Origin of the sequence: Candidatus Nitrospira allomarina, assembly GCF_032050975.1 — a bacterium.
Taxonomy (GTDB): Bacteria; Nitrospirota; Nitrospiria; order Nitrospirales; family UBA8639; genus Nitrospira_E; species Nitrospira_E allomarina.
In genome coordinates this window covers 2502233-2515897 of record NZ_CP116967.1, presented here as the reverse complement: position 1 = coordinate 2515897, position 13665 = coordinate 2502233, and the positions used below count along the sequence as shown (strand labels likewise).

At 53.1% G+C, this 13665-nt stretch carries 9 protein-coding genes; 3 read left to right on the top strand and 6 right to left on the bottom strand.

Features of this window, described 5'->3' with window-relative positions; translation table 11 throughout:
* Positions 1–52 precede the first annotated feature (52 nt).
* The 3 genes from PP769_RS11145 to PP769_RS11135 all read right to left on the bottom strand — a co-directional run bounded on the left by PP769_RS11145 (position 53) and on the right by PP769_RS11135 (position 3205).
* On the bottom strand, positions 53–1090 hold the full coding sequence (locus PP769_RS11145) for an SMP-30/gluconolactonase/LRE family protein (RefSeq protein WP_312640132.1): 1038 nt from the start codon (positions 1088–1090) through the stop codon (positions 53–55).
* Between the two features lie 53 nt (positions 1091–1143).
* Positions 1144–1560, bottom strand: a complete 417-nt coding sequence (locus tag PP769_RS11140; RefSeq protein WP_312640131.1) for a hypothetical protein — start codon at positions 1558–1560, stop codon at positions 1144–1146.
* A 274-nt stretch (positions 1561–1834) separates the two neighbouring features.
* Entirely contained in the window at positions 1835–3205 is a 1371-nt protein-coding gene (locus PP769_RS11135; RefSeq protein WP_312640130.1) for a DUF8689 domain-containing protein, read from the bottom strand.
* A 185-nt stretch (positions 3206–3390) separates the two neighbouring features.
* Here PP769_RS11135 and PP769_RS11130 point away from each other — a divergent pair, with 185 nt between their 5' ends.
* From PP769_RS11130 to PP769_RS11120, 3 genes are all read left to right on the top strand, one after another.
* On the top strand, positions 3391–5016 hold the full coding sequence (locus PP769_RS11130) for an ABC transporter substrate-binding protein (RefSeq protein WP_312640129.1): 1626 nt from the start codon (positions 3391–3393) through the stop codon (positions 5014–5016).
* Between the two features lie 70 nt (positions 5017–5086).
* Entirely contained in the window at positions 5087–6013 is a 927-nt protein-coding gene (locus PP769_RS11125) for an ABC transporter permease (RefSeq protein WP_312640128.1), read from the top strand.
* Positions 6014–6015: 2 nt separating this feature from the next.
* Entirely contained in the window at positions 6016–6825 is an 810-nt protein-coding gene (locus PP769_RS11120) for an ABC transporter permease (RefSeq protein ID WP_312640127.1), read from the top strand.
* A gap of 96 nt (positions 6826–6921) precedes the next feature.
* Here PP769_RS11120 and PP769_RS11115 read toward each other — a convergent pair whose 3' ends face one another.
* From PP769_RS11115 to PP769_RS11105, 3 genes are all read right to left on the bottom strand, one after another.
* On the bottom strand, positions 6922–7554 hold the full coding sequence (locus tag PP769_RS11115; protein WP_312640126.1) for a Tll0287-like domain-containing protein: 633 nt from the start codon (positions 7552–7554) through the stop codon (positions 6922–6924).
* Between the two features lie 160 nt (positions 7555–7714).
* Positions 7715–8635, bottom strand: a complete 921-nt coding sequence (locus tag PP769_RS11110; RefSeq protein ID WP_312640125.1) for a carboxypeptidase-like regulatory domain-containing protein — start codon at positions 8633–8635, stop codon at positions 7715–7717.
* A 132-nt stretch (positions 8636–8767) separates the two neighbouring features.
* Complete coding sequence (locus PP769_RS11105) at positions 8768–13651, bottom strand: multicopper oxidase domain-containing protein (protein WP_312640124.1); 4884 nt, start codon at positions 13649–13651, stop codon at positions 8768–8770.
* Positions 13652–13665 lie beyond the last annotated feature (14 nt).

Here is a 13665-nt window from a genome sequence, read left to right as displayed (position 1 = left end):
CCCCCCTACGTATGCAACACCAGCGCGTGAACACCGTCACCGGCAAGTACCTCTACTCCGTTCGAAGCCGGATGCGGTACAGGCCGTTACTGGAGGGTGGAGTCCACGGTCCCGAACCAGAGGGAAACCGGGCGCACACCACATACAGAAAATTGGCGTCGGCACCCCGCCCAAAATCAAGATTCACGGCCGTCTCCTCGGTCGCCAGAAAAGCGAGTCCTTGCCCACTCGGTGTGTAGATGTGGACCCCATTGTTACCAGGAGGGCCACCGACGCCCACGTAGATGTTCCCCTCTCTATCCACAGTCATCCCGTCACCCCAGGTCCCCGTAGGAAATGTCACCACCATGCTTCGATAGCGAAGAGAGCCGTCGTCCAGGAGATCATACGCGTGAACCGCGCTCGGTGGACCGCCAACAACCGGAGGCTTCTCCAGGATATTGGTGTTATAGGTTCCAACCTCAACGACGTAGAGCGTCTTCTGATCGGGCGAGACGGCGAGGCCGTTTGGCTGCCACAGATTGGCCGCAAGAAGATGCACGCTTCCGTCAGGGTCAATCCGATAGATGCCCATCACCGGTTGCTCGATGGGCTCATGGCCGGTGTATCGCGGATCGGTGAAGTAGATCCTCCCGCGAGCATCGATCGTCAGGTCGTTTGGAGCGTTGAACCGATTCCCCTTGTAAAGAGCGGCAACGGTGTGGCTCTTGCCTGTGCTCATCTCCGTGTGCGTTATCCTGCGGCCACCGAAGTCGGCACCTTCGGCCACGATCATGTCGCCGCGGGCATCAAACACGATGCCATTCGCCATCCCACTCGGTGAGCGGAAAATGGTCGTCACTCCCGTGCGTGGGTCATACCGCCAGATACGACCGGCCTGCATCCCGCTCACACTGGTGTGTGGAATGTCTGAGAAGTAGACCGAACCGTCCGGAGCGACAGCCGGGCTCTCAAGCCAGAATCCACCGCTGAACACCTGCTCGAACTTGGCTTCGGATTCCACGATGGGCAATGAATTCTGAGCGAGAAGCGTCCCGACGTTCAACACTAAAAACAAGAGCACGAGGGCTGGCAATATACGTTTCCACATGGTGGTAATCCCCTGTCTGCCCAAGCAACCTGTCCCTTCGTATGAATGAGGGCTCATCTTCCTAAAACAAACAAGAACAAGCCGAGCGCAGCAAAAACCGCAATGGATGAGGACATGATCTCAAGAGGCTCGGCTAGACTTCGAGCGCCAGCGCAGGAACTGCCGAAGAAAATTCGGTAGTGAGCGAGGATCGCAAAAACATATCCGGATACAAGAATGGCAGCTGCACCACAGGCCGCCATCGGCAATCTCAGATAGTTAGGCGAAGTCAAATCTAGAGTCACTAGTGGAACCATCACCAGAAGGAGAGATACCAACGTCGCGAGAATAATGAGCCAATCGGCAAGTGGGATCCAGACTCGTTCCCCCTGCTGCTTCATATGGAGCTTACGTTGAATCCTGAAATACAGCATCACTGCCCCGAAAGCGCCTTTGACACTTGCGAAATTTGCGAGAGTCCCACTATCCATCAATTCTCCTGAAAAACACGGGACAATCCCTGCAACTTCAATCATTTTTTTTGTTCTTGTGGCCAGCCATCGCTGCTATCTTTGCGAATCGGCATAAGACACCAACATTGAACTCAGCCACGGATCTGTAGTAAACCAGGCAAATTCTTGGTCAATTGACAAGAATGTCAATGCGTGAGGTACAAATGGGAGGAACGGCCGGGAAGATTGGAGACCAACCTTCCCTCCCTGGAAAGTTGGGCCATCATAGCGAAAGGCATCGGTAGGGTAAACGTTACTGACTCGTGTTCTGATCGTATTCGGCTGCCTCTACAAAGAAATAGGTATGGCAAGCCCGATCGATAAACGTTTTGGAGAGGGTCGGCGGCACTCCGTTAAATTTTGCAATACTGACAATCTGCTCGATCAAATCCCTGGGATGGCAACTCCGCATATTTAATTGATACTTGACATACACACCATCCAATAAATACTGCACGGCTTCAGGATCATACGGCACCCCCTTTTTCTTGCAGACTTCTTCAAAAATCTGCGTGAACCGTTCGGGGGTCGGATCGGCAATGTAGATTTTATTTCTGATGCGGCGAAGGAACGCTTCATCCGCCAACTTGGCCGGTTCCAGATTCGTGGCAAACAAGACAATCGTATCGAAGGGAATCTGAAAGACCTTTCCCGTATGCAAGGTCAGATAATCCACCCGCTTTTCCAACGGCACAATCCATCGGTTGAGCAAATCTCGCGGACGGACCAATTGTCGTCCGAAGTCGTCAATCAGAAACACCCCGCCATTGGCTTTAATGTGAGGAGGCGCCTTGTAATATTTCGCGGACGCATTAAAAGAGAGATCCAGCGTGGCCATCGTCAACTCACCGCCGGCAAACTCGATCGGACGCTTACACAGCACCCAGCGGGTATCTTTTTCCACTTTGGCTTCAATTAAGGATCTGGCCGCTTCTTGTGGAGCGTCGACTTTAACGTGAGTGATCGGATCGAACACTTGAATGATTTGGCCATCGACTTCCATGGCATAGGGGATATAAACTTCTCCCCCGCCTACCGCTTCCAACATCTTTCCAATGGCCTCGGCCAAAACCGTTTTCCCGTTTCCAGGAGGCCCATACAAAAAAATGGCCCAGCCGGAATTGACGGCTTCCCCGAGTTGGTCCACGGTGCCAGGAGTCAAGACCAGATGTTCCGTGGCCGCTGTCACGGTACGTCGGTCTATGGTTAAACTATTCACGGGCTGACTTTTGATCATGTTGATATACTGATTGAGGGGAACAGGAGCCGGTCCCACATACCGGCACAGATCCATAAAAGCCGTGGCTCTCTGACGACCGGCTTCCGTCAACACATACCGGAGTAACACTCCAAGAGACTCCCCATGTCCCTTGACCTCGCACAACTTCTCCCGTTGGATAAGGATGAACAGCTCCCTCATGACTCCGTAAGGCAATTTCATAATCTCCCCGGCCGATCGCTCGGTGAGTTCTCCTTGGGTGTAGAGAGTTCTGACCAGAAGCTGTACAAGCAATTCCTCCGGCAATCCGGTCTCTTCAATCGTGGTCGGAGCCGTTAGGGAGCGGGCGCTGTGAGGTTGGGTCGTCGCATTTCCATGAGAGGTCATCGTGGCAGCCGAACTCATTCGTAATCTCCTTTGATTAGTCTATTGCTTGAATAAGGGGACATGGCAAGGCAGAGGTTCTTCGAATCTTCAACTTTCGCCCTTTTACAATAGGGATAATCCCTGTAAAATTAGAAAAACATCGCCATGCATAAATCCCCACGCTATTTTCCCGTCTCGTTCACACGCCGTTTTCCTAAGGTTGCATGAGGATTTCTTTCCAAGAACGTCGCGATCTCAGCCATAATCAATCCCCCGTGTGTTCCCCTATCGGTTCTGCCAAAAGAATGCTTCATGGCTTTCAGATGAACTGGCGATTATGGCTGATGGTTTTGGGCCTCATGTCAATTGTTGGCTGCACTGAATCGCTTCCTGATTACACGCTGCGTTTTGGGTTAGCCAATTCGCCGACGAATTTAGATCCGCGTTATGCCACGGATGCCACTTCGGCTCGACTCAATCGGCTGCTGTATTCGCGCCTAGTGGACTTCGGCGAGGGCACGATCCCGATTCCAGCTTTGGCCACGTGGCGTGAACTCTCTCCCATCCATTATCGATTCGACTTACAAGAACCGAGGCCGCTCTTCCACAATGGGGCACGACTCTCCGCTAACGATGTCAAAGCCACCTATGCCTCCATTCTGAATCCTGCCACGGCATCTCCACATCGCGGTATTTTGCAAATTATCACCCGGATCGACACGCCGACGGAGAATACCGTCGATTTCTTTCTGAAGCGGCCCGATTCATTATTTCCCGGCTATTTAGTTATCGGCATTCTCCCCGCAAACCTTATTGCCAGGGGGTACCCCTTCCATGACCACCCCATAGGCAGCGGGCCCTTTCAATTTCTCGAACGTCCCGATGACACCCGGCTTGTTATCGAGCGACAAGCAGATGGTCAACGTGTTGAATTTTTAAGAATTCCCGATCCGACCGTTCGAACCCTCAAGCTGTTGGCAAACGAAATTCATCTCCTTCAAAATGATCTCCCCCCTGAGCTAGTCACATATCTGTCCGCCCACAAGGCCATTACCTTGCAACAGCGTCAAGGGGCAAATTTTGCCTACCTGGGATTCAATCAGTTAGATCCTGTGGTCGGTCAAGAACTGGTACGGAAGGCTATCGCCCATGCCATCGATCGTGAGCACATTATTCAATACGTATTGAGAGGACGAGCCAGGGTCGCGCAAACGCTCTTTCCTCCGGAGCATTGGGCTGGGCATGCATCCTTATCAGGGTACGCCTACGATCCGGAGGAGGCAAAACGCCTATTGAAGGAAGCCGGATATGATCATGACCATCGGCCGACCATCACCTATAAAACCTCAACTGACCCCTTTCGATTGCGCCTGGCCACGATCATTCAATACCAACTCGACCAGGTTGGAATTGATGTCTCCATCCAAAGCCACGATTGGGGCACATTTTACGGCGACATCAAATCCGGCCGATTCCAAATGTATAGCCTGGCCTGGGTCGGTGTGAAATCTCCGGATATTTTCCGGTACGCCTTTCATAGTGACGCCATCCCTCCCGTCGGCGCCAACCGTGGTCACTTTGCAGATGTGGTGGCGGATCGTCTCATGATGCAAGCCGAACAGACCCTGAACAGGCAGGAGCAGCAGACATTGTATCGAACCCTTCAAGCCCGTCTCCTGGAGACCCTTCCGTATGTGCCTCTCTGGTTTGAAGACCATTATGCTCTGGCGTCCACCACCATCACCGGATATCAATTGAGTGCCGATGGCAATTTTGACGGACTCAGTCAGGTCCGGTGGATGGGACCTCCCTCAGTTCCCCCCACACACTTCGCACGGCTTTACCCATGACCATGCCACGCGACCATGACCTGGGCACGCCGGCTCTTTTTTTTCAATTACCGTTTTCTCCGGCTTCGTCATGACCCATTTCCTGGTGACAAGAATCTTGAGCGCGATGCTCGCCCTCCTGGGAGTGATTTGCCTGGTGTTTCTGTTGATTCATCTTATCCCAGGCGACCCCGTAGAAGTGATGCTGGGTGAATCAGCTCAACCGACAGACAAAGAAACCCTTCGCCATGCCTTAGGCTTGGACCTTCCCCTCCATCAACAGTGGTGGATTTATTTCAAGGGGCTTTTACATCTGGATTTGGGCACATCGTTGTTTTCGGGTCGGGCGATTGTAGATCTGCTCATCGAACGCATTCCCGCCACCCTCTATCTCAGTCTCGTCTCACTGATTGTGGCAATCGGTTTAGCGCTTCCCCTCGGCCTCGTCGCAGCCGTCCGGCAACACACACCTCTGGATTATGGCGCCATGGGGTTTGCGCTGTTTGGAATGTCGATTCCCAATTTCTGGATGGGTCCTGTACTCATCTTAGTCGGGGCCCTCTGGCTTGGCTGGTTTCCCGTGAGTGGTCGGGAAGGTTGGAACGCCGTCGTGCTGCCTGCCCTCACACTCGGTACAGCCATGGCGGCCATCCTGGCCAGAATGATTCGGAGCAGCGTCCTTGAGGTACTGGGGGAGGACTTTATGCGGACCGCTCGCGCCAAAGGCCTCTCCTCAACCCGAGCAGTTTTGCACCATGCACTCCCCAATGCCCTCTTACCCATCTTGACCCTCCTGGGCCTGCAGCTTGGGGGCTTGCTGGGTGGAGCGGTGATCACTGAAACGGTTTTTGCCTGGCCGGGATTAGGCCTACTGATGATTGAAGCCATACAACAGCGCGATTATCCGGTTGTGCAAGCAGCAGTGCTTTGTATCAGCGTGACCTATATCGTGGTGAATCTGCTCACGGATCTGCTATATGCCTGGCTGGACCCTCGCATCCAATTCACCACTGGCTAACGATGCGTCTTTGGCTCCCACTCTCCATCATCGCCGCCTGGGCCTTTCTGGCCATCTTCAATTTCATCTTTTCCTTAACTCCTGATGCGATTGATCTCACCAAAATCCTTTCCCCGCCAAGCCTGGAGCACTGGTTGGGGCATGATGAATTAGGTCGACCGGTTGCCGACCGCCTCATCAGCGGCGCACACACGTCGTTTTTTGTTTCGCTGTGTGTGGTCGCCCTGGGGGTGAGTCTTGGAAGCCTTCTCGGCGTCTCCAGTGCGTATCTCAGCGGATGGGTCGATGCCGGTTTTGTGCGAATTGTGGACGTCATGCTCGCCTTCCCGGGATTACTGCTTGCCATCGCCCTCGCCGGGGCATTAGGACCGGGAATCGGCAATGTGATTCTGGCTCTGGGAATCGTGGGATGGGTGGGATACGCCCGCCTGGCGAGAGGACAGGTTCTCGCCCTCAAGCACGCCGATCACGTGCTGGCGGCCCAGGCCATCGGCGCACCGCCTTGGCGTATTATTCTCCGGCACCTTCTGCCGTTAATCATGGCTCCGCTTATTGTTGAAGCCAGCTTTGGTGTCGCCGGCGCCATCATAGCCGAGGCCGGCCTCTCCTTTTTGGGACTGGGTGTTCAACCTCCTGCCGCGTCATGGGGAAGCATGATTCGCGACGGAACCCGCTACATGTTGGTAGCTCCCCACCTGGTCGTCTTTCCCGGCTTGGCTCTTATGGCAGTCGTTCTTGCGGCTAACATGCTGGGAGATTGGCTGAGAGATCGGTTGGATGTGAAAGAACAGACTTCCCGAAGACTGTCATGACCCATCGAACAGCAGACTGAAGGTGACTGCGGGTTCAACATCCACAGCCACCTTCCTGCCATCGGATTCAAAAATGGACAGAAGGTCTTTGCTCGTTCAGGGAGATTCCTTCTTTTCTGAAGGTAGCGGAAACGAGATGATGATGGCACCCATCACATCTCCCATTTTGAAATCACGCTTGGAACTCAACAAATGCCCGTTGTGGCAGTCCACACAGGCTTTTGAAACCGCCCGATCCGCATAAATGGCTTTAAAAAACCGTTGATCCCCTCTCTTGATAATTCCACTATATACTTCATCGGGATTCTCAGCCACGAATTTCAATCCAGACTCTTCAAAGTTGGTGCTTGGCCCATTTTCCTCATAAATAGGCCACAAACTGGCCAGACGATATCGCAGCCCGGTCCCCCCCATTTCGGCCACTCGTCCACCCATCAAAAGCATTTGCGCAGGGAGAGGAAGCGCCTTCCGTTGCTTCCAGGCTTCTGCGGCAATCACGATCCGATTCTCCTGCATGCGATCCACCACATGTGTCGTATAGAGCGCTCTGTCTGCGGCAATCACCGTATGGATATACCCGGCCACAACCTCTGGAGAGAAACTCACTTCAGTCCCTGGTGCCATCCGCACTTCCATTTCATCCTCCCCCGCAGCTTGTGCGCTCTCCCAACCGCTTGTGCACACCATTGCCCCCAGCACGATTCCTATGAATAATATCCGTAAACTCATGGCCGCCCTCCTTTCATCCGTCATACTTCAGTGAATGAACCAACATCCTGTTGCCTTGTTTCGAGCGGTCTACCTCAGGAGATGTCTCCTGTTCTTGGACTTTCCGTCATAAATTTCCCTTGTCTGCCGGGTGACCACTCGTGGCCCGCATGACAGCCCGTTAGGGAATCTGGCGTCTAATCGAAGGGACAATTTCAAGGCCTTCTTCTAATAACTCCAATCCAAACCGGGGATTTACCTCTATTTCATGCGCACTACGACGGCCTTGTGGAGCCTCAAACTGAAAATTAGCCACAGTGGCTTTCTGAGCTGTCACCGTGATGGGTTGTTCCACAAACTCCTTCATCCCGGGATGCCAGGCCGTCAGCATATAGTCTCCAGGAGGAACATCGGTCATTTCAAAGGTTCCATCCTCGGGAGTAATCGCATAATAGGGGTTCTCCAACACAAGTCCCCAAGAAAACATATAGGGATGGAATCCACACTGCATGACAAACACATTCCGTCCTTTTCGTAAATGTATTTTTTCCACCATTGGTTCACCGGGAAGGTGTTTCTTGCCGAATATTCCCGCCACCTTGTGGTACGGATTCATCGGTAGAGGACGATTGAACAGGACCCTGGCCCCTCGCTCTCTGGCCGTTTCATAGGCCTGAATATCATGCTCGACCGGATCCATATTGACGACGGTCAGTTCGTCTCCATCGCGCAATACATTCACAAACGGAATGAATTCACAGTCGACTGATTCGATCCTGACCTTAGGCATGTGAAACGGTTTCCCGTGTTCGATATCTTTGAGAAAAACCACCACATCTTTAAGGCTTTGATCAGGCCCAATAATAAAATCCTCAACAATCCGCCAACCCGTTCCCGTAGAGATGGTTCCACAAAACACCGGATCGGGGATCGTCACTAGATTAAAGGCCATGGGTCTGGGCTTATCTCCCGTAATGGTCACTTTCCCTTGAATGGTTCCCCCATCGGTCACGGTTATTTCATCGTAGGACCATGCCGTTTGCGCGAAAAGCGCTATAAGCCCAACCCCTACGATCCCTTTCCATCCTTTTCGGCCCTTCATTCTCTCCTCCCACAAAAAATAAAATGATTGTTATGCTTATGGACATTCTATCGAACCACTCACTCAAAAAAAAGCGGGGAAGCCGAAGAGTGGCTTCCCCGCTTTCGCTAACCCTCGGAATGAGGGTCTGGCTTACTTCGCGATGGTAGGAATAATTCGCGGCTCGGCACTGGACTCCTCAAGAGCCGCTTGTTTGGAAGACATGGCCGAACCATCCAATGGCTGAATCCGTTGATCCGTGTCCGGCAACACCCGGAGATAACCCCACTGCCCCGATTGGGAATAGGGTAATCGGCCATTGCTCCACACATAATCTCCAGTCAGAGACCATCTTCCTCCTGCCGAGGGCAGGAAAACATCCAAACCTTCCGAACCCGAGAACTCCACGGTGCTAATCATATCCGCACCGGGCAGGAAGGGTTCAATCGGCCATTCATGCTTTTCCACGGTGAACATTCCATTCTGCTCACTGCTGGCGCCAAAGACGTGAATCCGTACTTTGTCTCCGGCATGGGCTTCAATCACCGGTGTCGCAGGATCCTGCGGCTTGTCCACTTGGCACGGTTGGAACATCCGGCCCAATGAACAACCGGCTTCTTCGCGATGAAGATAGGGTTCGGCGCGATAGTTGACGCCGGTCAGGCCTGCCACATTTTGAACATAGGGCATGAAGCTGGTTCCGATGATGTTATCCTCGTCCTGGAAATACAAGGCGACATCCCGGTAGCTCACCCGGCTCTCATTGCCCTGAATAGTCCGATCCACAATCACATCGGCATTCCAACTGTTTTTCAGGGAAATATCTTCCCCGGTTTTTGGATCACGGTACTGTGATCCCTTGGGACCGATAATGATTCCGCCAAACAGGCCGTTGCGGGGATTCATCGACACATTCCCCCAATCCCACACCAAGGTTTGCGTCTCGCCATTGAAGGGATCCGCATAATAGGTGTACATCCGGGATTCACCGGGCGCCACGGTTTGGTCCCCGGGGTTGTTCCCCAAATTGAGGCCTTGGGAATCTTTGGGATCGAAGGCCAGGCCGAAGGCCGAGAATGACGCTCGCCCTTCTTTGAGCTTATTCGTCAATTTGACTTGGAGACAGTCACCCACGTTGGCCCGTAACGTTAACGGCATGGGTTGCACATCACTACCGACCTTTTGCACCTCATCTTCGAGGACATAGATTTTGGCTTCAGGATTGCGCAATTCAATCTTGCGCTCAAAGTCCACTTCAATCGTTTCCGGAGCATTGTTATTAAAGCTCATCCCCGGATGGTCCAAGGCCACGACACTGAAGCTCTTCACCGGAGCCCCTTTCGGACAAACCGGCAATCGCTCCGGCATGCCCTCTTTGCCATAGGCCTTATTCGGTAAGGGCTGCAGATCACCCACCGGCTTATCTAAGACCCGAATCAGCCCCCAGGAGCCTTCCGAAAACTTCGAACTCCGGCCATTAAAGAACATGTAATCGCCGGCTTGATGGCGCGGCCCACCCGCTTCCGGAATGACCAGGTCATACCGTTCGGCAATTCCGATATGCAGCGAATGTTTGCGATTCGCCTCTTGCGCATACCGTTCTGACCAGAAGGTATGGCCGGACAACGTAAACACATTACTTTCATTCATGGTTACGTCAATTAATCTAAACACAATGGCATCACCCAAGTAGGCCCGAATCATGGCCGTGCTGGGATCGCCATGCACCGCACTGCTGAAGAGCTTGGAGGGATCCGGGTTATTGACCAATCGTTGTGCGAATGGCTCAGCCCGGAAATTGAACGCTCCTCCCGTCGTATGTGTGCCGCCATTCAGGAACGGCATGGGCGTCATTTTAATCCGGTCGTTCGGCGGCATGATAAACGACACCGTCCGACCCGCTTCTAAGGCCACATCCACCGGTTGCCCTGGAGGATTGCCCGCCGTCACGATATTTACCGTGTGCGGCACCGTATCCATGATGTGCACCATCAATTCACGGAAGCTGCCTGCCACATCATGTCCCACACGTTCCACCGCATGAATATCGGCTACCGGACCCGAGCGAATCCGCTTGCCGGTCTTCGGATCGTGCCACGTGGAACCGAAGGGTTCGGCAATCATGGTCCCAACTGCCCCGTGCGGCCAGGTTGTGCCACCAAAGGCATGGTCATGCCAGAACACACTGCCCACATCGGCATCCACCCAGAACCGTTGCCGGACATATTCCACGGTGACAATGTCCTTGACCGGATGCGCATTCTTCAAGGGCTGGGCAAATGTCAACGTATTGCCATTAATTTTGACGATCCGTCGCACCTCCTGGCCTTTGACATTATCCGCACCAATCAGAATCGGAATGCCCACATGATATTGCTTGGCATTCGAAACCTCCAAGGTTTTGTCACCTTTCTTGGCGGCCTTCGTCACCTTCGCATTCATCGGCACCGGCAACCCTTTATCCGACTTTTTCTCGAATTGGGTAAACGGCCGCATGGATTGTTCATACGAAAATCCCGAAATGACTCCATCAGATGCCTGATTATCGAACTGGAAGAAATGGAAATGCGTGTTGATCTTGGACGACTGGAAGTTCGTGATATCGTCATCCAACCATTCACTCGTCAGCGTCCAATCGATGCAATCATACACATTCGCCCGAACCACCAACGGGAATTTTTTGTCGTTGTTGGCTCGCACCTCTTCCTCTTCCTCATGCACAACATAGAGAAGCCCATTGGGGTCGACAATCGCCGGCTCTTTTCCTTCGGCAGCCGACAATTCTATCGGTAACTTAATAAAATGCACCTTGTAATCTTGTGATCCGGCTCGATCCGGACACAGACTCCAAGAGCCATTTTCGCCCGCCTTGGCCGGTTCGACCGACCGTGTTCCATCAGGATTCAATCGGATCATTTCCAACCATGGGGCCGGATTGTGATCATTGGAAAACGGCGCCCGTTTTCCGAAATGTGGCGTGAGCCACGGCCACGCGACTTTCCCGGTTGACGGTTCAAACCAAATGGCCCGCCGTTCCCCGGCTTTATATCCCTGCCACTCCGGCCGATATTTGGGATTTTCCCCAAGGGTCGGCTCTTTCTCGCTCATGGCCTTCGACCCATCCCAGACCCAATCCATGACGGTGGCATCATAGGCCTTCATTTGACCGGCCTCATCATCTTTATGTCCGGGCTTGCCTTGATTGCTGAGCTGCATTTCTACCCAATCTTTAATATTCACGACGGCGGGGTCGGCTTTCCAATCACTTTTGCCTTTACCCACAATCTTGAATTGCTTGCCAAACCAATTGACGGTCTTGCCCACCAGTTGATCGGAAGTCACGGGCTTGTGAATGCGGCCTAACCGGTCCGGCAATTCTCGCAAAGGAGCCATCACGTCATTTTGCACACCTGGCTCTTGCAGGCTGTTATACACACGCCAGTAACCCCACATACCGGCCACATAGTGATGCGCCACATGGCAGTGAAAGAGAAAATCTCCCGCCAACCATTGGCAAAGCCCCGAGCCGCATTCGGTCTCCAAATCTAACGCTTCGGATGGCCCAATCACTTCCACATCGACTCTGTCCGACTTCGTCCGAATCACCGGAAATTTCACAGGTCCGTTTTGCCCCGTACTCCAGACCGGCATCTGCGTCGCACGTGGGCTTCGTTGCCACCGAATCGACCCGCCGTGAGGATGATGCGAATGGAAGACTTCCGATCCACCATGCACAATACGGAATTTAGCCGGGTCACCTAAATAACTCCTGGGAATAGTCGGGGCGGCATCACCAAAGGTATAGGAACTATACGCCATCGACTCATCTTCAAATCCAAAGTATTCATGTTGCACGTGCATATTGTTAATTCCGAACGGTTCACTCCGATAATTGAGAGCCCGGGCACCCGGACGATAGGCATCGGTGAGCGGGTCCCGCTGAGGCAGGAAGTCTCCATGCTTATTCACGGGACGAAATGCTTCATCACCCACTTCATGATAAATCAGGACAAATTCCCGAAAGTCTGGTCCGTCCCCATTATCAATCATCACCTGCCAGCCACTCGTGGCTTCCGTGGCCGGCCCCGTACCCAAGGGCTCATAGTAATTCGATCCACGTGGTTCCACGACGAAGACGCCGAAGAGTCCCATGACCGTCAACTCCCGGTCATTGCTAAAGGTATGAAATTGCTTTCCACCTTCTTGAGTATCGGGATGGATGTACCATTCCATTTCAATGGCTTGGCCTTCTGTCGCCACCGAATCAGGATTGGTGGTGAGCGCCGGTTGACCGGTCTGGCTCATCACCATATCAGACCCATTGATATGCAAACTGACTTCTTCGCCGAACTCCAATTGGTTACGCAGAGTAACCTTCACGCAATCGCCTTGATTGCCGCGAATCACCAAGGGTTGTATCCACTGATCCTGAATGCCATTGTTCACAGCTCCCGGATCGACATGACCTTCCTTTTCACGAGCCTCGGCATTTTTGGCTTCCTCCTCACGGATCTTGTCAATATTTCCGGTCAAGGCATACATGTACCCGGGATAATAATCCAGCCATTGATTCAGACTAATTTCCACATTAATGGCTGACACATCATAATTTCGAACAGGTGCGGTCTTGGGACATAACCCACCTTTCATGGACACCGGCTCCACACCGGGAGTACTTGCCAGAAGGCCATTCGCCGGCCCCCCTCCATATTGGTGAATCATCGACATGGAATCAAATGCACCCGTGTCGGCACCCTTATGCTCCATGTCCTTCTGCATTTGCTCCATCATGCGTTGATGCTGCTGCTCAACCAGGGCCGCCCGTTCCGCCCGCCCTTCCATGGCATCTTCCACAATCGTCTGGCCCTTGAGCTGTTCGGCCCAACCAGGAGATTGCGCCGGCATCCCCGTCTGATGGGCGTGTGAAGGAGATGCATTTTCAGCACTGACAAAGGTTGGAGTAGCCCAGAAGGCCGCCCCCCCCATCAGCGCCAAAAATATAGACGCAGTTAAAAATTTACTCTTGCCGTGATACATGCTCCGGCCTCCTT

Bases quoted from the DNA above. Each gene is read 5' to 3' on its own strand.
- PP769_RS11130 (WP_312640129.1), top strand. From the start codon at position 3,391: ATGAGGATTTCTTTCCAAGAACGTCGCGATCTCAGCCATAATCAATCC.
- PP769_RS11110 (WP_312640125.1), bottom strand. From the start codon at position 8,635: ATGAAGGGCCGAAAAGGATGGAAAGGGATCGTAGGGGTTGGGCTTATA.
- PP769_RS11140 (WP_312640131.1), bottom strand. From the start codon at position 1,560: ATGGATAGTGGGACTCTCGCAAATTTCGCAAGTGTCAAAGGCGCTTTC.
- PP769_RS11125 (WP_312640128.1), top strand. From the start codon at position 5,087: ATGACCCATTTCCTGGTGACAAGAATCTTGAGCGCGATGCTCGCCCTC.
- PP769_RS11120 (WP_312640127.1), top strand. From the start codon at position 6,016: ATGCGTCTTTGGCTCCCACTCTCCATCATCGCCGCCTGGGCCTTTCTG.
- PP769_RS11135 (WP_312640130.1), bottom strand. From the start codon at position 3,205: ATGAGTTCGGCTGCCACGATGACCTCTCATGGAAATGCGACGACCCAA.
- PP769_RS11105 (WP_312640124.1), bottom strand. From the start codon at position 13,651: ATGTATCACGGCAAGAGTAAATTTTTAACTGCGTCTATATTTTTGGCG.
- PP769_RS11115 (WP_312640126.1), bottom strand. From the start codon at position 7,554: ATGAGTTTACGGATATTATTCATAGGAATCGTGCTGGGGGCAATGGTG.
- PP769_RS11145 (WP_312640132.1), bottom strand. From the start codon at position 1,090: ATGTGGAAACGTATATTGCCAGCCCTCGTGCTCTTGTTTTTAGTGTTG.